This window comes from Clostridium sp. C8-1-8 (assembly GCF_009928445.1).
In the GTDB taxonomy this organism is placed as follows: Bacteria; Bacillota; Clostridia; order Clostridiales; family Clostridiaceae; genus Clostridium_AR.
The window spans coordinates 17508-39881 of record NZ_JAABNO010000001.1 but is presented as its reverse complement, the minus strand read 5'-3'; the positions used below and the strand labels follow the sequence as shown (position 1 = coordinate 39881).

The 22374-nt window shown below is 28.7% G+C and carries 25 protein-coding genes; 2 read left to right on the top strand and 23 right to left on the bottom strand.

Annotated features, from left to right (window positions below; all coding sequences use genetic code 11):
- Nucleotides 1-78: 78 nt before the first annotated feature.
- From GXK57_RS26790 to GXK57_RS00165, 7 genes are all read right to left on the bottom strand, one after another.
- Entirely contained in the window at nucleotides 79-204 is a 126-nt protein-coding gene (locus tag GXK57_RS26790; RefSeq protein WP_279285466.1) for a hypothetical protein, read from the bottom strand.
- 80 nt (nucleotides 205-284) lie between these two features.
- Entirely contained in the window at nucleotides 285-2846 is a 2562-nt protein-coding gene (locus GXK57_RS00190) for a hypothetical protein (RefSeq protein WP_160669678.1), read from the bottom strand.
- 82 nt (nucleotides 2847-2928) lie between these two features.
- Entirely contained in the window at nucleotides 2929-3576 is a 648-nt protein-coding gene (locus tag GXK57_RS00185; RefSeq protein ID WP_160669675.1) for a hypothetical protein, read from the bottom strand.
- Nucleotides 3577-3901: 325 nt separating this feature from the next.
- Nucleotides 3902-4195, bottom strand: coding sequence for a hypothetical protein (locus GXK57_RS00180; RefSeq protein WP_160669673.1), 294 nt, complete (start codon nucleotides 4193-4195; stop codon nucleotides 3902-3904).
- 245 nt (nucleotides 4196-4440) lie between these two features.
- Nucleotides 4441-4578, bottom strand: a complete 138-nt coding sequence (locus GXK57_RS00175) for a hypothetical protein (protein WP_160669671.1) — start codon at nucleotides 4576-4578, stop codon at nucleotides 4441-4443.
- 101 nt (nucleotides 4579-4679) lie between these two features.
- Nucleotides 4680-5309 carry a hypothetical protein gene (locus GXK57_RS00170; protein WP_160669669.1) on the bottom strand — a complete coding sequence of 210 codons (630 nt, stop codon included), beginning with the start codon at nucleotides 5307-5309 and terminating at the stop codon, nucleotides 4680-4682.
- Between the two features lie 67 nt (nucleotides 5310-5376).
- Nucleotides 5377-5577 (bottom strand): helix-turn-helix transcriptional regulator, encoded by a 201-nt coding sequence (locus tag GXK57_RS00165; RefSeq protein ID WP_243156336.1) that lies wholly within the window; start codon nucleotides 5575-5577, stop codon nucleotides 5377-5379.
- 156 nt (nucleotides 5578-5733) lie between these two features.
- Here GXK57_RS00165 and GXK57_RS00160 point away from each other — a divergent pair, with 156 nt between their 5' ends.
- On the top strand, nucleotides 5734-6084 hold the full coding sequence (locus tag GXK57_RS00160) for a helix-turn-helix transcriptional regulator (protein WP_243156335.1): 351 nt from the start codon (nucleotides 5734-5736) through the stop codon (nucleotides 6082-6084).
- Between the two features lie 26 nt (nucleotides 6085-6110).
- On the opposite strand, the gene GXK57_RS00155 is transcribed toward GXK57_RS00160, so the two are convergent.
- From GXK57_RS00155 to GXK57_RS00140, 4 genes are all read right to left on the bottom strand, one after another.
- Nucleotides 6111-6467 carry a hypothetical protein gene (locus tag GXK57_RS00155; RefSeq protein ID WP_160669665.1) on the bottom strand — a complete coding sequence of 119 codons (357 nt, stop codon included), beginning with the start codon at nucleotides 6465-6467 and terminating at the stop codon, nucleotides 6111-6113.
- A gap of 18 nt (nucleotides 6468-6485) precedes the next feature.
- On the bottom strand, nucleotides 6486-6800 hold the full coding sequence (locus GXK57_RS00150) for a DUF960 family protein (RefSeq protein WP_160669663.1): 315 nt from the start codon (nucleotides 6798-6800) through the stop codon (nucleotides 6486-6488).
- Nucleotides 6801-6820: 20 nt separating this feature from the next.
- Entirely contained in the window at nucleotides 6821-7108 is a 288-nt protein-coding gene (locus tag GXK57_RS00145) for a hypothetical protein (RefSeq protein WP_160669661.1), read from the bottom strand.
- Between the two features lie 65 nt (nucleotides 7109-7173).
- Nucleotides 7174-7536: a hypothetical protein gene (locus tag GXK57_RS00140; RefSeq protein WP_160669659.1), complete on the bottom strand. Its 363-nt coding sequence runs from the start codon at nucleotides 7534-7536 to the stop codon at nucleotides 7174-7176.
- Between the two features lie 156 nt (nucleotides 7537-7692).
- Between GXK57_RS00140 and GXK57_RS00135 the strand changes: the two genes are divergently transcribed.
- Nucleotides 7693-8124, top strand: a complete 432-nt coding sequence (locus GXK57_RS00135) for a phosphohydrolase (protein WP_347709073.1) — start codon at nucleotides 7693-7695, stop codon at nucleotides 8122-8124.
- 672 nt (nucleotides 8125-8796) lie between these two features.
- Here GXK57_RS00135 and GXK57_RS26785 read toward each other — a convergent pair.
- The 12 genes from GXK57_RS26785 to GXK57_RS00085 form a co-directional block, all read right to left on the bottom strand.
- Entirely contained in the window at nucleotides 8797-8922 is a 126-nt protein-coding gene (locus GXK57_RS26785) for a hypothetical protein (RefSeq protein WP_279285465.1), read from the bottom strand.
- A 46-nt stretch (nucleotides 8923-8968) separates the two neighbouring features.
- Entirely contained in the window at nucleotides 8969-10072 is a 1104-nt protein-coding gene (locus GXK57_RS00130) for a Ger(x)C family spore germination C-terminal domain-containing protein (protein ID WP_160669657.1), read from the bottom strand.
- Nucleotides 10069-11142: a hypothetical protein gene (locus tag GXK57_RS00125; RefSeq protein WP_160669655.1), complete on the bottom strand. Its 1074-nt coding sequence runs from the start codon at nucleotides 11140-11142 to the stop codon at nucleotides 10069-10071. The genes GXK57_RS00130 and GXK57_RS00125 overlap by 4 nt, the downstream gene beginning before the upstream one ends.
- The gene (locus tag GXK57_RS00120) at nucleotides 11139-12470 is read right to left on the bottom strand and encodes a spore germination protein (RefSeq protein ID WP_160669653.1); all 1332 of its coding nucleotides are present in this window, start codon (nucleotides 12468-12470) and stop codon (nucleotides 11139-11141) included. Before GXK57_RS00120 ends, GXK57_RS00125 begins: the two co-directional genes overlap by 4 nt.
- 897 nt (nucleotides 12471-13367) lie before the next feature.
- Complete coding sequence (locus GXK57_RS00115; protein ID WP_160669651.1) at nucleotides 13368-14978, bottom strand: ABC transporter ATP-binding protein; 1611 nt, start codon at nucleotides 14976-14978, stop codon at nucleotides 13368-13370.
- Entirely contained in the window at nucleotides 14956-16206 is a 1251-nt protein-coding gene (locus GXK57_RS00110; RefSeq protein WP_160669649.1) for a radical SAM protein, read from the bottom strand. Before GXK57_RS00110 ends, GXK57_RS00115 begins: the two co-directional genes overlap by 23 nt.
- Before the next feature lie 13 nt (nucleotides 16207-16219).
- Nucleotides 16220-17521 carry a radical SAM protein gene (locus GXK57_RS00105; RefSeq protein ID WP_160669647.1) on the bottom strand — a complete coding sequence of 434 codons (1302 nt, stop codon included), beginning with the start codon at nucleotides 17519-17521 and terminating at the stop codon, nucleotides 16220-16222.
- A gap of 86 nt (nucleotides 17522-17607) precedes the next feature.
- On the bottom strand, nucleotides 17608-17739 hold the full coding sequence (locus GXK57_RS26780) for a hypothetical protein (RefSeq protein WP_279285464.1): 132 nt from the start codon (nucleotides 17737-17739) through the stop codon (nucleotides 17608-17610).
- 478 nt (nucleotides 17740-18217) lie between these two features.
- On the bottom strand, nucleotides 18218-18541 hold the full coding sequence (locus GXK57_RS26470; protein ID WP_243156334.1) for a type I restriction endonuclease: 324 nt from the start codon (nucleotides 18539-18541) through the stop codon (nucleotides 18218-18220).
- Nucleotides 18542-18591: 50 nt separating this feature from the next.
- Complete coding sequence (locus GXK57_RS00095; RefSeq protein ID WP_160669645.1) at nucleotides 18592-18852, bottom strand: helix-turn-helix domain-containing protein; 261 nt, start codon at nucleotides 18850-18852, stop codon at nucleotides 18592-18594.
- Between the two features lie 275 nt (nucleotides 18853-19127).
- Nucleotides 19128-19607: a 23S rRNA (pseudouridine(1915)-N(3))-methyltransferase RlmH gene (rlmH, locus tag GXK57_RS00090; RefSeq protein ID WP_160669643.1), complete on the bottom strand. Its 480-nt coding sequence runs from the start codon at nucleotides 19605-19607 to the stop codon at nucleotides 19128-19130.
- 651 nt (nucleotides 19608-20258) lie between these two features.
- Entirely contained in the window at nucleotides 20259-22298 is a 2040-nt protein-coding gene (locus GXK57_RS00085; protein WP_160669641.1) for an LPXTG cell wall anchor domain-containing protein, read from the bottom strand.
- Nucleotides 22299-22374: the final 76 nt, after the last annotated feature.

Below are 22374 nucleotides of genomic sequence, written 5' to 3'. Positions count from 1 at the left end.
TTCAATCCATTTTTTAAGTTGTTTTTATTAATATCTCTATGTATTCTTATTACTTACGCATCACTTCAATCACTTCAATCACTTCAATATTTTCGTCTCTAAAGTGTTTGATGTACTAACTTTTCTCTTACTATTTGATATGTAGTCTAATATTACCTCTGATATTGTAATAATAATTTCATTTATTTCTTTATCTTTACTCATTATTAATTCTCCTTAGTATCTTATTTTTGAAAATACCGACATTATTGAAATATCGAAGCATCAATAATGTCAGCATTAAACTAAAATTCTATAACTTCTGAATCCAGCTCATTAAATGAATCTAAGACATCTTTATTGAATGAACATTGAGTATTTGAAAGCTCACCAGTAGCTTTTCGTATTTCAATCTTTCTACCAGTATTTGTATTTCCTTTTAAAAAAGTTATACCTTCCATAAGTAAGTTGGATTTTATTTCATTTAGTCTTCTACTAAGAACATTAGGTTCTCTTGCCCATAACTTTGACGTAACATCTATACTTAAATCAGAGGCTATCTGATTTAATGCTGCTAATAATTCAGAAGGTGTCCCTTCAAAGTACTGATTTGTTTCCATAAGTCTTATTACTGCACTTGCGATTGGATTAGAACTAACTGCTTCATCGTTGGCTTTGTATTGATTATTAAGATACGCTTCCTTAAACTTTTCTCCACCAATACCACAAGCCTCAGCCACAGCATACCCCCACCTCGTAAAGTCAGCCATTCTTCCTAATTTATTTAACTCTACAGTAGGATAAATTTTTAATGTTTTTGATATAATATGAAATATTGCACCAAGCATTTTAGGCTTATCTTTCTCAAATTCTTCCCATACTACTCTTTCTTCTTTTCTCTCATCCTCTGGTATTCTTTCAAGTCCTAAAAGTAAACTTCTATCAAGTAAATCTGGTCTTGTAGCAACGACGTTTATACCATTTAAAACTACTGGTACTTTAAATTCATAAATTGTTTCTTCATCATCTGTAAATAGTTTTCTTCTACTAAACCCACCTCCAGTTGCCGCAGTACAGAGAATATCACTCTTCTCCGCAGAAATATTGTCTATGTTGTCAATACATGGCATATAATTATTATTTAATACTAAGGACAAATCTGTAATAGACTTTGGCATTGAAATCACATCTCTTACTGCAGGATCTACTATGCTTCTATCCATTCTCATAGTAGTTGTCTTAGATGCACCTTTTTCTCCATGATATACAGTTATCGGATTACCAATATTTAAAAACTTAGTTACCAGACTTACTGTGTGTAGGATTCTATCCTCTTCTGTTTTAAATCTATAGTGTTTATCTATTATAGATATATCTTCATGCTTTTCTGGCATAACTTGTGGTCTCATATTGTTACGTCTTATAAACAGTATTTGACCGTCTTCATCCACTTCCCACCCATTCTCTGTTATTTTAATAAATGTCCAATTTTCATCCCCTAAATCATAATAAATAGCATCTTCTATTCCAGTGCATCTTCTAGATACATTTATTTTTTTTCCTTCATATTGAGCAATTGCTTTTAGTACCCCTACTGCTTGATTAACCGAATCTTTAGAAGGTGCTTTTCTAGTATCCCTAAAAAAACGTTTTACTAAAAGAGATTTGTAGGATTCTTCGTTAATTTTATATACGGATGGATTTCCTTCTTTTTCTATTGCTACATAACATTCATTAGATACATCATGAAAAAATTTATCTCCAGCTTCCATAGCAAGTTCAATCATTCCGTCTGCCTGGCTTTTTCTTTCTTCTTTTGTATTATTGTCATAATTTTCAGTCTTTTTTTCTTTATATTCGGGTTCATAAAGTTTTCTTAAGGTGCCCCAATTCTCATTCGAACAACTATCATGATGACATTTAGCACTTATTCCCCCATTATTAAATTGAGTTACTGATGCTGATTTATCATCATGGCTAGAATTCCAAGGACACCTCTCTAAAACATAACATACTCGATCCTTCTCTGCCTTTGTATGACTTATTCCTATTCCATTTCTCTCAAGCCATTCTTTTGCGTCAAAGTTTGAATTGATAGATGTTTTATTCTCTACTTTACTAACTTTCTTTTCTTCCTCAGTACTGTGTCCTATTATCTTTTTAATAAAACTTTCTTCTACAACATTGAACTCCTCTGGAGTATCAATTATACTGGATCTTCTATGAGGTCTTCTTTCATCGTTATCACCTTTACATGCTATAGTTCCATAAAGTTTAGTAATCCTTGATGGATTAAAAGTTGTTGTATCAATTTTAGCTTTATCTGTGCTAAAAAGCTTGTCCAAGGTATTCAAAAATTCCTTTATCATATAAGTAATCTCCTTAGTATTAGGTAAATCAATCTTATATAATAAGTGAAACCCGTTACCACTACAAGCCTTAACTGGGTCAGGAAACCCATTATCTGATAAGTACTGTCTAACTCTATCTGCCACTTCATTAGCAGACTTTAACTCCTCATCACTTGATGAAATTCCAGCCGCTCTCTGTGGATCAACATCAATAAGAAGAAGTACTCTTCTAGTTATGTCAGAATCTACTGTAGTATTTTCAGCAAAAAATCTAAGCTTGTTTTTCCCTCTAATAATTAGGTCTTCTGAAAATGTATTTAATGTGAAGAAAATATTATTTACTCCATCATATCTAGTGATGTCTTGTATAAGTTTCTCCTTATCCTCATAGTATCCTGATATAACACCTTTACTGGTTTTAATCATCCTTACCTCTATTGGTGCATTAAGCTTTTCTAAAACCTCCATCGCTTTATTAACTTCGTTTCTTAGTTCTTTAACATCTTTTTTTATCATAATGATTCCTCCCTAGCATGTATGTTTCTTTCCATGCCTAGAGTTTATCATCATAAAAAAAGAAAAGCTAAGACAAAAAATCTTAACTTTTTTTGTCCTTGCTTTTCTTCTCTTTTATATTACGAACCCCGTATTGAGATAAACCTTTCAATATTTTTTCTTTATATCTCTCATCATCAATCTCATCCAATTCTTCACAACGCTTTTGCAACCACACATTCAGCTCGTCAACTTTTGTTTCATATTCATCTAGTACAATATTCATTAAATCTGTAGATTCAATATCAAAATATGTAGGAATTATATTTACAAAACGTGTAACCTTTCCAGTTATATTTTCTATTTTTTTATTTATCAATCTCATACCATTAAAAATTTCTTTATCTTTTTCATTATCTATATACTTATAAAAAAATTCATGATACATATCATCTTCTATTTCCGTCAGTTTTTTCTTTCTACTTATTTTAAGAATTACTTTTTTTAATTCTCTATCGTTAATTAACTCCCTTATCATTAAAACATATCTGTCTCTATTTCTTTGTACTACACCAGTTGTCATAGAAAAATCACTAATTTGCCTTAGTAATTTGTCTATTCGTTGCAACTCTTTGTAGCAAGCTTCATAATTTTTAGCAGTCTCCTTATCGATATCATATATATCTTCTACTAATTCAGTTAGTGGATATACTTTTTCTAATTCTTCAAATTTACTTTCTTCTTTTTTCATAATGTTTTTTTACTCTACCTTTCTTATGTTATTCTCATAACTTTTTGTAATATTTGTATCTTTAAGCCTATTTTAACATGAAAATATCGATATATTGATTATGTCGATATTTTCATTTTTTTTATAATATTCTAACTGTTATATATTAATTCCACCTATTTTTTTTAATTCAATATATATATATTAAATAATTTATCTTTCACTTTTACTTTTAAGTATTTAATTACAAAAAAAAAAAGAGGATACCCTCTTTTTCTATTATGTATAAAGTTAATTTTATTAATGATACTAGACTCATAGTTTATCCTTGTTAAACACATCTTAACTATTTTAACTTATTAAATATACGCTTTCCTATTGAACCTAATATGGTTATTATAGCTACTACTTTTATAAGAAACCAGATAATTGAAAAAACACCTCCAACTATCCCTCCTAAAAAATTAATTATAACAGCAGCTACTATACAGCAAGTAAACCACATACCAGCCATAGCTCCAAAACCAAAATGAACAATATCAAATATTTTATGTAACAATATAAATATTACTGTTCCCCCTACTATAGCACCAACTACCGCTATAAAAGTTATAAATCCGCCTGCATCAAAAACATTCATTTCTTTTCAGCTCCTTTATATAATTTATCATTATTTATAAGTTATTAAGTATTTGTCTTTTAGATTATTAGAACCCTTGATTCTATATTAAGTTTTTCGTTAATTATCCTACTAAATATAAATCATAAAAAAATAATTTCTTTAACTCTATCCAAAAGTATAGTCACATATTCTTTTTATCAAATATATAGTAATCAATTATCATTGGAGTTTTATTTTTCAAAGTCCAATGATAATTGACTAATTTATAAAAACTCTCTTAAAAATGATGCTGAAATATTATGCTCATTTGCTATTTTATTTATTGCAGATTCTGAATCCATACCTCTAGCTATCAATTCTAAGATTATTATTACTATTCTCAGTATATAAATGGGGTTCATATCTATTCTCCTTCTTTGATTATATGCTTAAACTCTCGATGTTCTCTGTTTCAGATAATCTAAGCAATATTTCTATTAGATATATAACTTCTATGCTTGTACTATTTTACAATTGCTATTGCTTTAGTCTTATCTGTAAGATTACAATTAAGTATTTCTGAGCTAGTTCCTTTAGATATAAGCGTAATATTTGTATCACTTTTTTTATCAATAATATATCTAAACCCATCTTTAGAAGCATTCCCTGAACTATTATCCATAACTAAAAATAAATTAGGCATTCCGTCTATTATCTTAATTTCATATTTTCCCTTAATCTTAGCCCTATTATCTCCAAAGATAAATCTTAGCTCCTTATCTGTATCAGGATTTATAGGAAATAGTATAAGATATTTCCCCGTATCAGCCTTCCATGCTGTATCGACTAATAAACTTTTTGTATCAATCATCAACTGTTCCTCTGGAGAAATATTAGTATTTGAATCCTCCGAGTAACCGTCAGCTTTTACACTTGATCCTGTATCCAACGTTGAATTGTTCTTTTCTTCAGCCTTAGAACCGTCTTTTTGATTATTATCATCTGCCTTACTATCATTTGGTTTACCTTGCTCATTTTGCTGAATTTTTGGCTTAGACTCAACATCCGCTTTTTTATTACCCTTATTCCCACATCCAACTAATGATAGTGAAACTATTCCAGTAACAATGATTACTATAGTTTTTTTATTCATAATTATTTCCCCTTAATCTAATTTTGTATATTTTATAATTATCTTAACTTATCTCTTGTATATAAAATTATAGGAACCTCTTAATATCAACTTCCAATGCTTTTGAAATCTTCTCTAATGTCTTTAATGAAGGTGATGTTCTTCCAACTTCTATGTCTGAAAGGTATGTGTTTGATATTCCCACCTTTTTAGCTAACTCATATTGTTTTAAACTTTTCTTGAGCCTTTCACATTTGATTTTTTCCCCTATATAATCCAAAGTTTCCACCCCCATACTCTTATTATACGATAAAAACGTAATTTTACAATTATTTTTACGTTAATTATATAATATTTTGTCATATTTACAAAGTATTTTACATTCTATCAAGTTTTGTTTATACTAAAATTAATACGTTATTTACGGAATCATGAGGAGGATATTATGGAATTAGGAGATAAGCTAAAAGCTATAAGAAAATCGAAAAGATTATCTTTAAAAGAGTTATCAGAAAAAACTAAAGGAAAAGTATCTTTATCCTTTCTTAGTGATATTGAAAACGGAAGAGGAAACCCATCAATAGATAGCTTAAAAATTATTGCTAACGCCTTAAATGCACCAATATCATACTTTGTAGATGATTCACAAAACAGCGTCTTTAACGAAGCTATCGAAGATATAGAATTCATTCCAATAGTTGAATTGCTTAGAGATTTCAAAGATTGGGACATAGAAGATAAGAAAGAGTTAATCTATTATTTAAAGGCTAAAAAGACTATTCGGGATAGTATATAGAAAAGTTATGTTATGTGAAGGGCTCTTTATTTCATATAAGTGTATATATAGCTATAGGAATCTCTTACTGGTATAAGCTTAATTGCATAATCAGCATAATCTAATGAAATTGAAAATAAGGTTTCTTTGTCGTAACCATTACCATTGCAGTACTGCTCTATTCTTTCAAAGTTTGAAAGAAGTTCAAACTGAATGTAGTTAATTTCCTGCTGTAGTTTACATAGGTAAATCTTTGAATTATTTGTTATATGGGTTAGAAGCTTTGTAGGATTCCATTGATTACACAAACCTCCATCACTTCCGCAAAAATCAATTCTCATTGTTCCAATTCTCTTTTTTTCATCAATCTTAAATATTATCCCTCTCCATAGATTCTTGTTCATTTACATCACTCCAATCTTTTAATATTCTTTTGATAATAACATAGTAGAGTATTCTCCGCTGTCAATAATAAATATTTTTTCATTAATTGGCTTTTCTACATTAATCAGATACTTTTTATTGTATGGTGGCTCTTCTTGTGAATGAGTAATACTGAGATTATACTTTTCATTACCAGTAACGTACTCAAAATTAAATATCTGTAGATAATCTAACTCTATGTTTTTATCTTCCTTTAATGTATCTATCATATTCCATAGTAGTAACTGCAAATTAATACTTAGTCTTTCATTAGCTCCTCTAGTAATGTAACGATCTTTCTTATTTTCAAACATTTTATACTCCTCCTAGCTTTTTATTGTAATATTTGAGATAAGCTCTCTATAAAATTTTTTGAGAATACTCCTTGTGCTATAGACTGTTTAATTAACTGTAATAATTGTTCTTCAGTTACATCTAATGAGCGCGGAATATAAGTCTCTGTTGACCTTATTGTGTCTTTATAAAGACTAAATCGAATTTCATCTCTCTTTACAGCTTTGATAAATATTTTTTCAATAGAATAAGTATATTCCTTATCAGCTATTTTCCCTTGACTTAGTATCTGACAATACTTAGTATCTTTTATTACTTTCCTTATCATTGAGCCCTCCTATATTCTATTAATAACAAAAACCTTAATCACCACTCTATTGGCAATTAAGGCTTTTAATCAATAATATATTTTCTTAAATTATCTGGTGTTAACTCTAGTGGAATTATAATAGATACAGCATAATCACTATTGCATATTATCAGGCTATTAGTATAGACTACTCCGGTACTACATACTATCTTATCTACATATTCTGCAATAATTTCATCACAATCAATATGAACTCTATCTTTTAGTTTATTGAAATCATCAACATTTTCTACTACAACTACATACCCTCCATCATCTTTATACTTATCTCTATCTTCTCCATATTCATAATCAAGTATTTTCAATACTTTTTTTATAGATTGCTGTACCTCTGATGGGAATTTCTTAATAAGTTCTCCTTCCTTTAAATGGGTTAGTTCTATCATATATATTACCTCCTATATTATTAATCAATGTTATAATATATATTTATATTTTAGACTCAGTTAAAAGATGCTATTGAAATTGAGTAATTTGACAAAAAAAGAACAAACGTTCGACATTCTGTGTCTATGGAAATTTTATAAATAGGAGGTAAATATATGAATACAGAAACTAAACATAGAAAGATTATAGAAATTGTTCAAGATAAATTAACTTGTTCAGCACATAATTTAGGCAGTGTAATTGCAGACGATATATTAAGAAACTTAGAATATGAAGAAGATAAAATTGAGAAGACAAAGCACTGTATTATATCGCATAGGTTTAGAACTAGAAATAAACCTAATTCAATAGAAGCAAAAATACCCTTTGATTCAGATAAACTTGATGTTATAGGAGCAAGTGGATTTGCTCGTACCTTTATGTTAGCAGGTCAATTTTGGAAAAGACTAACAATAAATAAATCATTAAATGATAATCTCAAATTTAACACTGTTGAAAATGGAAGATTAAAGGATGTTTCAAAACACACCCCTTTTATTGAATACGAAGTAAAGCTTAAAAAAATTCCAGATAAATTATATACTTAAAAGGCAAAGGAAATTGCAAAAGAAAGACTTGATTTTATGGAGGTACATTTTGACAGACTGAAATTAGAAATAGATGCCATGAAGTAAAAATTATTGCGTCATCTTTTTAAACTATAAATTAAGTGGACAGAAAATAAAGTTTCCTTAACTTGTATTACATTATCAACACTGTTCTCTAACATATCCTTATTTTTTTATTATATTACTCTTTGTATATATCTACCTGAAGATATTTGATCTTAGACAACTGCCTTCATTGTTATTATTATGTTAAAAGCCTATACATTTTATAAGAATGTAGCTGACTGACCTCACTAATATGAATAAATTAACTTATACTATTAAAGAGATTAGATGAAATAATGATGTTAGACTGAATTATAAGTAAAAAGATAGATATACAAGTATTATTAATAATTAACTAATATAAAATGACGTCATATTATGCTGCAATGGATTACTTTACTAAGTTAACCACAAAGGTTTTATTATATTTTTGCATTAATTAGTGTATAATAAGAATGTAGTAAATATTCCTCATATGCCTTGAATCGTATTTATATACTCTCTTCCCCTTAAATACGATTCTTTTTTATTTTCTTATTAATTCTTTTTAACTATATTGCTTCAATATACAATTTTAAATTTTTATAATACTTCCACGCTTGCGAGCTAGATGTGTTTATCGTCTGAATATGCCATTTTAAATGCTACTATTAGCAAAACTGCTGAAAGAATTATAAAAATCACTAAATCTGCGTTTCCTAAATACTTATCTAGTATATCCATAAGATTCAATTTTCTCACCTTACTCTTTTTAAAATTGTACTAATGTTATAAATAATTATCTTGCAGAGCTTTTTCCCTCCAAACTAGTATATACATTAACCTTAAACTGTATTCTAGTATAATACTCATTAATCCAATCATCACTTAAGTCATAATTAGGTCTATATTCCCAATAACTTAATTCTAAATTTAATGGATCCGCTTTTTCTTGTTGAAATTTATCTAGCAACTTAAGAATTTTAGATTTTATCTGACTTTGGATTAATTTTCCAGCTTCTTCCTTTGAGAGATGATATTCAGTGCCCTCTTCAGAAAGCAACTTCAATTTAACATCTAAGTTACAAATAAGCTTATTCTTTTCATTATTGAATGAGTATTTAGTTTTTGCTCCTTTTAAATTAAAGCCTACTATTTTGTCTTTATCTTCAATTGAGTATATAAACGCTGAGTTTGGTGTCTTATTAAGCAGTATATTAAGTATTTTTATTTCCTCATCATGAATAACGGAATGACTATTAACGTCCTTCGTAAATATAGCTGTATTTGCCATTTTTATTTTACCATCGAATTTCTCAAAAATAGGCATTAACGTAGTTAACCCAGGGGTTGTTAATTCTGTATAAAATTCAGATAACTTTTTTTTGCAGTTATATGGAGAATCTACTCCCTGACCAAACCTCATGTAGATTTCAGCTCCTGCATAGTTTTCTGTTGAAGATTGAAAATCTAATATTTCTTTTGCTGATGGATTTGCCATTGTTATCCACATTAGATTTTGAAAATCGCGTCTTAAGATAAAGAATTTAGCTATATGTACTAGTTGATCTTTATTGCCATCAATAAAGCTTTTGCCAAATAAAAGAGTTTTCATATGGCTATAGTCTGGTTCTAATGATAGTTGTTCTTTTACTTTTCTTAGGCCTAAACCTATAGAATCGGCTTCAACTTGAATTAATTGATAATTTTCATTAGAGCTTTGTGACTGTGATTTTCTTGGGGGGATAGCTCCCTTAAATGTGAGCGTTAACCCACTGCCACTATCGGCATGATCTATACCTATTGCAACTATAAATATTCTCCTATCTATATCCTTATAATCGCAATCTGTAAGAAAGCTAGATAAAATTAAGAAACATAAAATAGTACACATCTTTTTCATATCTGCTTTTTCATCCATCCTTTACATTTAATATATATATAAGGACACATTAGACACATAATTATAAACCAAGCATACCCCCAAAATCTACCTATATTTAACATAGATTCAAAATCAGTTAGGTATAATGGTGTTACTAGCAACAATATAAAAATAACAAAAAATATAGCTATTTTTATTTTATTATTACTAACGCTTTTATTTATTAAAGTATATGTAGTATAAAAATATGTGATTGAACCAAGTATTTGCAATGAAATATATAAAGGTAACATTATATATAAAGTTCTCTCAATTATAAACAAATCAAGTGCTACAGTATCAGAAGTTGCCAAAATAGGAAGCGTTAAATCTTTTATTGTATGAGGTCCCCATACTCCGATAGGAATAAGTATTGGAAACAAAGATAAAGGAATACCTACAATTGCATACAATAAAAAGGCTAGTTTTATACTTTTCTTACCAAAGGAAGGATTGTATACTGCTAAATTTTCTATACCATCAAAGAAATAAGTTGCTGATATTATCATCACTAATAGAGGCCTTCTTGTCGAGTGACTTATAGATCCAACTATAAACCTCATATCAATTTCTTTACCTATAATAACAAAAATTGTAGGAACTAATATAGAAGCAAACAGGGCAAAAAAGCCTATTCCATAAAGTATCGTATTCTGAGTATTCTTCATTGCCACCATATATATTAAAACAATAAATACAGATATATATAATCTGCTAGTGGTTGGCATAATATTACTTCCCATAACAATTATTAAAGGTATATATAATGTTATACCAGTTATAAATGAAGTGATAATATGTATAAATACAACTAGTTTTCCACTAAAATTACTAAATACTTTTTCAGTTATAAATATGAGATCTTTACCTTCAAATATATTATATGAGCTTATTAAAAAACAACTGTTAGTCATCGCTATACAATAACCTAATATTATTGCTATTAAGAACCCATTATAAACATTCTTGCTTTGTAAATTAGGATAGTAAACTATCATGCTAATAAATATATGTCCAATAATATAATAATAAAAAAGTTTAGATTTCATTTAGCTTTCACTTTCCCAAATATCTGTTTTAGTTTGCTTAAAGGTATATTAGCTGGGTCAAAGAATGCACCAGAAAAATTATTTAATGATGTCAAATAGAAAACAGTAATAATCATTGAAGATACAAATCCAATCATTCCACCTATCACAGTAAAAAAGAGTATAAAGTACTTAAGAACTCTAATAGAAAGACTCATAGATGTTGTTGGAATAACAAACGTAGATATTGCTACTGCTGACACTATAATAACCATAATTTCACTAGCTAGATTTGCAGCTGTAACTGCTTGCCCGAGTATAAGGCCACCAACAGTAGTAGCAGTAGAACCAATCGTTTTAGGAAGTCTTAAACTAGCCTCAATAAGGAACTCCATCATTATAAGCATGAATGTAACTTCTATGTATGAAGTATAGGGTACTCCAGACCTTGAGCCTGCGATTGATAATGCAAGTTGAATTCTAAACACTTCAGGATTATAAGCTACAAAAGCAACATATGCAGCAGGAAGAGTAACACTTATACATAAAGCTAGATATCTCAAACATATGAGAAATACAGCTGGAACAGGAAGTAGGTATTTATCATCAACAGTAGTAAAATATTCATGAAAAGTTGTTGGTGTTATAGCCACTACAGGGGTACCTTCTAACATTAATATTACCTTTCCTTTATCAATTGAATTAATAGCTTTATCTGGTCTTTCAGTAGTTACAAGTCTGGGAAATATTAGTTGACCTCTTACTAAAACTTGTTGAAGCTCATTTAATGCACCAACTGTATCCAACTCTACTTTTTCTAACATACTGATTACTTTCTTAAGTATTGCAGAATCAACAGTGTTTTTATTATAAAGTAGGGCTATTCCTTTTTTATTTTTTTTACCTATTGTCATTATATCTACCATCAATTCTTCTGTCTTGTATAGATTTCTTATTAAGTTTATATTTATATCTATTTGCTCTACAAAGGATTCTAATCCTCCCTCAAAGCTCGCTTCCCTGATAACCTGATCAACATTTCTTCCATGCTTCTTTGAGAATCCACTAATCGCGATTATATCTTTTTCTAACTTTGTAATTAAAAAGCCATTTAATAAATACTCAATTATATCTTTTTCCTCAATCACATAAGATATATTTCTAATATAATTATTAAATGTAGATTTATTTACCATATAAGGAATTTGAATTCTATTTACTATCTCATCATAATTTACCAAGGTCTTTATAAAGTAGATAGCTATATCAGAATCAACTTGCATTATAGCACCATCGGATACTTCTTTTAAATATTCTTCAATTTTACTTGGCATACCATTACTATTCATGAATTTATCACCTACTTAATATAAAGTAAACATGTTATATTTTGTGTTTAGAGATAGTTTTTATTCATTTATCTAAACTAAGTTTTATTAAATATAAACTAAGTAATTTAATTATTTTAAGTTCAATTTTAAGCTGTTTATAATCAGATATAAAAATAAGCTAGGAGATTAAACCTCTTAGCTTATTTTTATATTATTGGATAAGGGGATTGTAGATATTTTGATGTTTGCAACACATAAAATAATAATATTCCAAATCAATAAAAAAGGTTACATAAAAAAATAAGAATCTTATTTTATAGGGTAATAATCCTGAGGTATATATCTATTTTGGGTAAGTTGTAAAAAAATATACTTAAAATTTAAATTTATTTAAGAGCTTTAAAATAATCAATTAAATATTTAATATCAATAATAGCTTTTTTAAAAAAATATGCAGATAAAATTACACATTCAATAAATGTAAAAAAATCATATAAAGGTATGCATATTTACAAAGCATAGTAATCATTAAACACCTCCAAATTGCATTATTTAGAGGTATTTTAAGTAATTGCTCAATAAAATATACATAATTAAAATTGCTACACTAATTGATAATATATTTAACTCTATAAAGAACCCAATAATAATATACAACAGCATTAAAAAACACAAAACATAAGTCGATGCATCCAATTATATGCAATTACTTACTCTAGTCAATAAGATTAACGTTATAACTAACTAAACAATAAATGCTCTTTTCCTTATTACTATCGCAATTACTGATATGCTTCGTAATTTAGTAAAAATCAATTTATCAGATACAGACATTTAAGATTGGTTTAAGTTTAATTGATTTTTTTGCTAACATCACATCACTTTCCACTTGTATGAATTACTGCAAACTTAATTCTATTGTAGCAACAAAACCTCATCTGCTAACTTAGCAAAATCATCATCATGAGTAATTATGATACAAATTATATTAGGTAGTGAGTTCTTTAGAAATTCCTTTATTGATTCTTTCGTTTCTTGGTCAAGATGAGCTGTAGCCTCATCGAACACTAACACACTTGGTTTTCTTGAAAGTGCTCTTGCAATTGCAACTCGTTGTTTTTGCCCTCCAGATAAATTCTTTCCACCTTCCATAATCGGCATATATAATATAGCGCTTATTTCTTCTTCTGTCATATCTTTTACTAATCCACATTGTTTTAGTGCCTCAATAATATCTTTATTATCTGCTTCTGGAGCTGCACACTTTATATTATCAAATAATGTTCCATTAAATAGAAAAACATCTTGAAATACTATAGAAATTTCTTTTCTTAAACTTTTAACCGAAAAACTTTTCATATCAGTGTTATTGTAATTAATATGCCCTTCATAATTATTATAAAATCCAAGTAGCAACTTAGCTAATGTAGTTTTTCCTGAACCATTAGGCCCTACTACAGCAAATTTTTGACCTCTTCGTATAGAAAAATTAATATTTTTCAAAACATACTTATCGCTATATCCAAACGTAACATTTTTACAGTCTATGGTATTAATTTCTTCTATGTCATTTCCTTCACTATATTCTTCAACCTCTAATTGATTTAATTCTTTTATTCTCTTAAAACTAACTATTCCAGGTTGCAATGAGATATATGCAGAGGCAACAAGTTGCGCTGGTGCTAAAATTAATGATGTATATTGTGTTATCGCAAGGTATTCTCCTATAGTCATCCGCTTCTTTATTATTAAATTTGCACATAAAATTGTAATTCCTAATGAGATTAAAATATTTAGTAGTGCCATAATTTCGCTACCTGCAGAAACGAATAAATTCTGCCAAAGAGTTTTCTTATATACTTTAGAGGTTAGCTCATTAATCTCCCTTTCCTTCTTACCTCCAAGATTGAGACTCTTTACCTCAGCAATTCCTTGTATACTCTCTTGTACTATTCCATTAGTTTCACACTCTAAATCAGCTGTTTCCATAAGACTATTTTGTAGTAAACTAGCTATCTTATATGATAAAAACGCAACTAATGGTATAGCTGGGCAATAAAATAACACTATTGAAGGTTGTATATTTAGTACAACAATTATTCCACCGATACAAGAGGAGACACTTGTAAGTATATGTAGAAATGTAGGTGAAAATAATACTGATAGTCCATCAATTTCGTGAATCCTTTGCGTTAATTGTCCACTATTTCTTGCATCAAAAAATGCCATTGGAAATTTAAATACTTTTCCTATAAAGGCCTTTTTAACATTACTTACAACTCTAATACCTAGTTGAGATATTATGCCATTACTTAAGAACTTTAATAAAGAATTCGAAATATTTAGTATCAGTAGAATAATACAAAACCTTATAACCAAATCAATCTTATTATTTGCAATACCCTTGTCTATAATATTTTTATTTAAGATTGGAATATATAGAGATATACCAGAAGATAATGCCGAAATAACAATAGCTGAGACCGCAGTTATTAATACTGATCTAAGTATTGCTTTTTGCTTCATTTAATATCTCACCTCCATTGATTTGGTTACAATAATATTCCTTATCCAATTTTTTATTCACTGAATACTCTATAGCTCTACAATCAAAACACTGAATGCTATATTTACATTTATCACAAGGATCTATTTTTGACTTTGACAAAAACCAGAACTTTCTATAATCTTTCTTAGCTATTATCTCCTGAAGTGTATTTTCATTTAAATTCCCTAATTTAAAGTCTCGCAAAAAAGCGCAAGGATAGACATCCTGTTTACATGAAAAAAATAACTGACCATATAAGCATCCATTTAACTTCTTTGCAATGAGGTGATTTGAAATGTCTAATGTAATTGTCCTTTGTTTGTAATCACCTAATTTATCTTTGCAAGCTAACTCACTATTATAGAGGTAGATATACGATATTGGTATTCCTATGTCTTGTTGAAATGACTCCGAATGATTAACTTGATTTTTATTACTTATTAAAAATGTTCCTACTACAGATATTTTTGCAGCTTTTAATAATAAAACATTATTAAGAACCCTTTTATACCCATCTGGAATCTTACTTATATTAAAATACTCTTCTTCATTAAATCCTATTAGTTGTATATTAAATAGAATATTCTTATATCCACTCAGATAATTTATTATTTCTTCATTTAGACTATATCCGTTTACTGAAAAGCAAATCATCGTGTTTGGACTAACTTTATTGACCCTATCTAAAATTTCTTTTATAAGCTTTAATGAGTTTTTATCGTTAAAAGGATCGCCACCTTGAAACACTATTTGCCTTGTTCCAAAACTTAACAATGTCTCTATAAGCTGAATATAATCATAATTGTTCGCATTATAACTCCATCTTTTGCAAAAACATGATGCAAAAGCTTTATTACTGTTCTCATCACAAAATTCACAATTAAATGTGCAAGTAGTAGTTAGTTCTAGTACAGCTTGATTTAGTTGAAACTCTGAAAGGTTACCTTTTAGAAAGTCTACATCAAAAATTGCAAGTTCTTCAGGATAATAAGATGCATTGCTTTGAATAATAATATTTTCATCCAATAATTTATTTATTACTTCTTCTTCCTCTTTACAACTTATAGCTCCACTATTCATTACATTCTCATAAAACACTGCTTCAGTACTATCCAGCTCAATATATCTACTATTTAGTAAGTCTACAAATATTATACCGTTAGTACCTTTATTGGTTATAATAAAGTTCATTAAAGAATATTTCATTTTTATTCCTCCACTAATATTCTAATGTAGTACAATAGTACTTTAGTGCATTCTTAGTGCCTTTAATAGCATTTTTGCAAAATGACTCGTCAATGTTCATTTCATTACCATCTCTTTGTATTTGTGCATAACATAGTCCACATATATTTCTAATCTCACAATCTTTACATACATTCTTCCTAATATAGCATAGCCTTGAATAATACTTGTAAGATAAATCAACATCTACACCATTAAACACATCTCCTATAGAATAGTTCTCATTAACTTTTTCACATATATGCAATTTACCATCAGTACTTACAGTCAACCTAGATTTTAATGGAGTACATATAGAACATAATTTATCATTAAAATGTAATCTCTTTGAAATATCTAATAATAGCCCGTCAAAATACTGTTTCACAAAATTAGATATCTTTTCGTCCTTCCCCCTCTTTGACATCATATATATATTAAACAATTGATCAAATTCCTCTTGAAATTTAGGATAAGCTTCATAACGCTCATAGTATCCTGTGTTAATGTCTGCAACAGAATTAACACGTGTTATTCTTTTATCTAAATCATCATTTTCCAAGAAAAACTCATGCATCTTTAATGGACTAAATCTCATATCTTGGGTCATTAAAATACTTAACTTTCCTTCCGTCTCATTTTGCAAGCAACTTCTGAAATTCTCAACTACCCTTTTAAAAGTCTTCTTTCCATCAATTGTTTTTCTATTTAAATCATGATACTCTTCATACCCATCAAAACTGACATTGATGTAAACATTATTTTTAGATAAATAATCAAATTTTTCTCTGTTAAGAAGGTATGCATTAGTGGTTAATGTATATTTGGCATCATTTATGTTATATACCTTTTTAACTCTTTCTATTGTGTAACATATTAAATCATATTTTAGCAATGGTTCGCCACCGTAAAATCCTATAACAAATGATAAATTAGGATTCCATTGAAAAGCTTCTTTGTAACTTTTAACATACAACTCCAATGCATGATCAATAATTTCTTTAGACATATGTTCATTCTTAAAACCTTTAGAATATTTATATTCATCTGAATTAATGCAATAATTACATCTAAAATTGCATTGATTGGTCAAGACTAAACAAAGTTGCATAAATGAACGTTGTTTTTTATCATTAAAAAATTCATTACACGATATCTCTTTGTGTATTATCATTTGAGTACTTGCAACCTCTTCCAAGGTTTGTCTACAGTACAAATCACTAGGTTGAATGATATTATAATCAGAATCATATATATAATTATTACCTTTAAGAGATGTTACTTCAAAATAATTCATAGAATTCTCCTTCTTAAATAGTATATGAAAAATTATGCGGCATCACTTTATTAAATAGTAATACCGCACTTCTTTAATTATATTCTTTAACCTTTTGACCACTTAGCTGCTCCAGTCGCACCAACAAACCAATCTGCAACTGGAATTGCTGGGCTATCTGCCTGGCAACCTGCAACACATGTCGCTCCACATTTTACTGCACACCAAAGTTTTGCCATAAGTACACCTCCTTTCTATTTCAGTAATATAAAATTTAAAATATAGACAAACTGTCTACACATTTAATTTTAACTATATTTTACTTTAATTGTAAATATATTCAGTTAGTCAAATTATTGCAATATTTTTCATAAAAGATAACGAGTTGAGTTTTTATTCATAAACATAACTTATTATTACAAAATGTTTGATATATTTACATAGACTTTTCTATATCACTAACCAAAAACATTGATCTTTGTACAAACTTCTCGTATATCTCCTATGAACTTATATAAATTTGAATTAATAACCAATAATATTAAAGAGCCGAGGTTTTCTTCTCGGCTCTTTAACATCATTGGTTATTAAAAGTTACTTGTCTATTCATTAACAATGGCAGTAAGAACTTTTTTGTCCTCTCTAATAATAAGTTCTCATCATAATAATCTCTTATCTGATTATCAATACTTTGAACTTTTTCTTCAAATTGTTGTATTATTTTCTCTGGAGGATTAATAAATCAATCAATTTTATAGAATTACCTAAAGTTAGCCTATCAAAGAATGGCTCACCTTTATTAATACTATTATTAGTCAAGTCCCAAATTTCTTTAATTAACTCATCAATTCTCAAATCAGAATATTCTTTTCCATTAATTTTTTCAATTGATTTTTTCAATATTGATCTAAATATATTATTCCTTTTATCTATTTCATTAGATTCTACTTTTTTGGTTTGATATTCATAACCAAGTCTTTTAAAGTGCAAAAGTGCTGGAAGTTTCACTCTAGAATCTTCACTAAACTTTTTTCTATCCATACCCGTATATTCCTTTCTAATTCAGCACCTAAAAAGGCAAAGACCTACAATCATGACAGCCTTTTTATTATTTGTATCGCCTCATACAAAAGAACATAACGTCCTTTTGTATTATTATACATCTCAACATACTGCTTTTTTATTAATTCATTTAAAATGGAGTTAATCTTAGCTTTACTAAAACCAGACATATCAGCTAATTCTTGCTGAGTAATTGGACATATCATAACGCCATTTATATCCATTTGATGTTCATAAAGCACTCTTAAAACTACGAATTTATCATTCAAAAAATACTCTACACTTTTCATTTTTTAATCCTCTGTGTTCAGATTTTTATACCCTAAATTATATTATATTAGAACATTCATATAACAGCAACACTATTAAATAGATTAATTTCTATTTAATCTATAGTAATACCTATTTTTTTAATATTGAATATAACATCAGCATGTCATTAATAATCAATCATTTCTTTTTAAATTTGAAACCTACGACAGCTTTTGCCGTAGTTTTTTTATTGATATATACAAGGTTCACCATATCTCTCTATAACATCATCCAGTTTTAGTAAAAACCTCCGTTACTTATGATACGGTTCACCCTTCATTATCCTATATGCCCTATAAATCTGCTCAAGTAGCATCACTCTAAAAAGCTGATGTGGGAAGGTCATCTTTGAGAAGCACAACTTATAGTTTGCTCTTTCTATGACATCCTTTGATAGTCCTAAGGAGCCTCCTATTACGAAGCAAAGTTGACTCTCACCCTTAACCCCTAAATCTCCTATAAGGTTTGAAAAATCTTCTGAGGATATCATGTTACCTTTTAGATCTAGCGCTATTACATACATATTTTCTTTTATAGACTTTAGTATAAGCAGTCCTTCTTTCTCTTTTATCTGAAGTTCTTCCTTTTCTGATGCATTGTCCGGAGTTTTTTCATCGGGAAGTTCTATAACATCTAACTTGCAATATCTTTTTAGTCTCTTTGAATATTCATCTATAGCATCTTTTAAGTATTTTTCTTTTATTTTACCTACTGTTATTAATGTTATGTTCATAAATCTATATCTCCTAATCTGCTCTTATCCCTTAGTTAATAAGTTTATACTTACTATTATTTCTTATTTATTATATATTTACTAAACAAAAGAGTAAACATGCTATTTAATAATAACTATATAGATTTGCTCCACATATAACAATCTCCTTTATTCTTAAAATAATCAATAGTTTGGCTTTTTATCTATATAACTTTACTCCGCTTAAAACTCTTAACTTTTTAAGAATTTACTTATAAAATGCTGTTTTGACTGTATTTCACTATATTACTTATAGTTTCAACTTAATGATCAATTCCTAGATAGTAAAAAAGTCGCTGAAGCCACATTCTTTAGTGAGCCTTTTTCACCATATGCTTTTTCTTAACGTATATGAAGAAGTTCTGGAAGACCACATATTTTCATTTCCTACTATTTATCCTAAATAGCTATCCTAAGACATCTAAATTACTAGGTTTAGCTAGAACTTTTTATATAACTATTCTTAGCAGTAAAAAATACAAGGGTTACCTTTAAATATCACTTAACCAATTAAGCAATCCTAAAGATAACCCTATTTATCATTAATTAAAATTGTCTCTATTTAAAGTTATAAAATATATCTAACTCTTAAATTAATAATACTACATATTTTTAATGATTTTATAACTACTAGTTAGCAGCATTTCTTCTAACAAGCATGAACCCACCTAATACAACTAAAGCACCACCAGCTATTAACATTGCATTAAAATCTAAAGCTGAACCAGTCTTAGGTAAGACTTTAAGTGTTTCTATTTTAGTAGGCGTTGCAGTACTAGGTAATGCTTCAGATGTCTCGATTTTTGTAGGAGTTGCAGCATTAGGCAAAACCTCAGGCGTCTCTATCTTTGTAGGCGTTGCAGCATTAGGTAATACCTCAGATATATCTACCTTTGTAGGCGTTGTATTCGCTGCAACCTTTGTCATTATAGCAAAGTTTGTAAAGTGAGGAGTTTCAAAAGTAAATGTCATATTTTCTTTATCAAAGCGTCCTCCCATTTCAACCCATTGTTTCTTGGCTTCATCAAAATAAAACATACTTAACTTGCTTGTATCTACATTCTTTATTTGATCTTCAGTTAAACTTATTACTATCTTAACCTTCTGACCATTAGCAAATTCATGTATATCTTTAATTAATTTGTTATTACTATCAAATAACTGCATTGTAAAATTAATAGCATCCCTCAATGGAGCTACATTACTTGGAAGGTTTGAAAATAATTCTTTTGCTCTATCTGAAGGCAATATCTCTTGTGTTACTTTGATATAATCTGAACCATTCAATCCATCTGTGTATATAACCTTTTCTGGAATTGACATAGTAACTTCATCTGACTTAATCATCAAAGTATCTTTTCCATCTTTTATAGCATCTACTTTTTCAGTAGCATTAACCTTATTACCATCTTTAGTAGTATTTAATTTCACCTCAGCAGGTGTGCTAGTCGGATTATTGTCTACAGATTTCTCCACCTCGTTATCATTAGTAGGAATTGATGGTACCACTGGAACTGTTGTGATTTGAACACCTTTTACATTAACAAGATAATCTAATTGTGCTATTTCATCTCCCATTTTCATAGTAGCTTTTAATGTTACAGCTACAGGATCCCCAACTGGTCTATGTACTGTACCATTAGTTTCTATATAATTCACAGTATTACTTTCCCATGTTACTGAAGCTCCATATGTTGAATTTGTAGGAAGTCCTAAGTTTTTTGTAACACTTTCCTTGCTATCACCTTCTGCGTAAACTATGTCTAAATGTTTTGTAGCATCATTAATTATTGACTTACAAGTATATTTGTTAAATGCAGAAATCACTTCATTAATATTACTTAATTTTCTACCCTGTATGTCATGCAATAAATCAAGTAGCAAATTATTCTTCATCTCACTAGATAACTTGTTATACTTATATCTAGCTAAATCTATATGTAATATAGGATTTTCTATTGCAACTTTCAAGTTAGGAACAATATATGCATTCATAACAGCATCTACTGCTGCTTGATATGGCGTTATTTGTGGTTGTGGAGCTGTTTCTTCAGCTAATACCGTTAAGGTTCTAGTATCAGTTATAGGGCATCCGCCTCCATCTATACTATTAGCAGTTAAATGAACAACTTCATTTGGTTGTCCATATGCCGGTCTTTTAACCACACCTGTTGTAGATATTACATCAGGTTTATCACTTGTCCACCTAACGTAAATTACACTATTATATAGTTTAGGTAAACTCATACGTGATCTGACATGATCTGCATCATCATTATAGTCAAATTTTATCTGTATCTTTGCTAATTGTTTTGTATATTCAGTCACTTGGTTTACATACCAATTAACATAACCTTCTACTGATTCAGGACTAGAGAATAGTCGAGTATTTCGAGAATTTTCTCTTCCTATAACTGTAGCTAAATAATCTTTTTGTTCATTTGAAAAAGTACTATATTGGCTTAAATCAATACCTAGCTTTGGATTTTCAACTGCTGCTCTAACAGCCTTAGGCTCAGTAGCAGTATTTAATTGATGTAAAGCTATACTCTGTTCTGTGGTAAATACAGCTAAAGCAGATACATTCACTGGTGAAATGATACTAAATAAAAATATCATAGATATAACTGTAGTAACTATTTGACTAACTATTTTCTTTCTCTTTTTCATGTTATTCATAATCCCCTATCTTTTGCTTTAAATCATAATTTTTAATAAGCTAAATGTTATTACTTTTATTTTCAGT

Coding starts and splice junctions, on each gene's coding strand:
- GXK57_RS00145 (WP_160669661.1), bottom strand. CDS start 7,108: ATGATAAGGAAAGTAATAAAAGATACTAAGTATTGTCAGATACTAAGT.
- GXK57_RS00180 (WP_160669673.1), bottom strand. CDS start 4,195: ATGAATGTTTTTGATGCAGGCGGATTTATAACTTTTATAGCGGTAGTT.
- GXK57_RS00185 (WP_160669675.1), bottom strand. CDS start 3,576: ATGAAAAAAGAAGAAAGTAAATTTGAAGAATTAGAAAAAGTATATCCA.
- rlmH (WP_160669643.1), bottom strand. CDS start 19,607: ATGAACATAACATTAATAACAGTAGGTAAAATAAAAGAAAAATACTTA.
- GXK57_RS00120 (WP_160669653.1), bottom strand. CDS start 12,470: ATGAATAGTAATGGTATGCCAAGTAAAATTGAAGAATATTTAAAAGAA.
- GXK57_RS00175 (WP_160669671.1), bottom strand. CDS start 4,578: ATGAACCCCATTTATATACTGAGAATAGTAATAATAATCTTAGAATTG.
- GXK57_RS26470 (WP_243156334.1), bottom strand. CDS start 18,541: ATGGATAGAAAAAAGTTTAGTGAAGATTCTAGAGTGAAACTTCCAGCA.
- GXK57_RS00155 (WP_160669665.1), bottom strand. CDS start 6,467: ATGAACAAGAATCTATGGAGAGGGATAATATTTAAGATTGATGAAAAA.
- GXK57_RS00110 (WP_160669649.1), bottom strand. CDS start 16,206: ATGAAATATTCTTTAATGAACTTTATTATAACCAATAAAGGTACTAAC.
- GXK57_RS00115 (WP_160669651.1), bottom strand. CDS start 14,978: ATGAAGCAAAAAGCAATACTTAGATCAGTATTAATAACTGCGGTCTCA.
- GXK57_RS00130 (WP_160669657.1), bottom strand. CDS start 10,072: ATGAAAAAGATGTGTACTATTTTATGTTTCTTAATTTTATCTAGCTTT.
- GXK57_RS00140 (WP_160669659.1), bottom strand. CDS start 7,536: ATGATAGAACTAACCCATTTAAAGGAAGGAGAACTTATTAAGAAATTC.
- GXK57_RS00095 (WP_160669645.1), bottom strand. CDS start 18,852: ATGAAAAGTGTAGAGTATTTTTTGAATGATAAATTCGTAGTTTTAAGA.
- GXK57_RS00190 (WP_160669678.1), bottom strand. CDS start 2,846: ATGATAAAAAAAGATGTTAAAGAACTAAGAAACGAAGTTAATAAAGCG.
- GXK57_RS00160 (WP_243156335.1), top strand. CDS start 5,734: ATGGAATTAGGAGATAAGCTAAAAGCTATAAGAAAATCGAAAAGATTA.
- GXK57_RS26790 (WP_279285466.1), bottom strand. CDS start 204: ATGAGTAAAGATAAAGAAATAAATGAAATTATTATTACAATATCAGAG.
- GXK57_RS00085 (WP_160669641.1), bottom strand. CDS start 22,298: ATGAAAAAGAGAAAGAAAATAGTTAGTCAAATAGTTACTACAGTTATA.
- GXK57_RS00170 (WP_160669669.1), bottom strand. CDS start 5,309: ATGAATAAAAAAACTATAGTAATCATTGTTACTGGAATAGTTTCACTA.
- GXK57_RS00150 (WP_160669663.1), bottom strand. CDS start 6,800: ATGTTTGAAAATAAGAAAGATCGTTACATTACTAGAGGAGCTAATGAA.
- GXK57_RS00105 (WP_160669647.1), bottom strand. CDS start 17,521: ATGAATTATTTTGAAGTAACATCTCTTAAAGGTAATAATTATATATAT.
- GXK57_RS00135 (WP_347709073.1), top strand. CDS start 7,693: ATGAATACAGAAACTAAACATAGAAAGATTATAGAAATTGTTCAAGAT.
- GXK57_RS00125 (WP_160669655.1), bottom strand. CDS start 11,142: ATGAAATCTAAACTTTTTTATTATTATATTATTGGACATATATTTATT.
- GXK57_RS26780 (WP_279285464.1), bottom strand. CDS start 17,739: ATGGCAAAACTTTGGTGTGCAGTAAAATGTGGAGCGACATGTGTTGCA.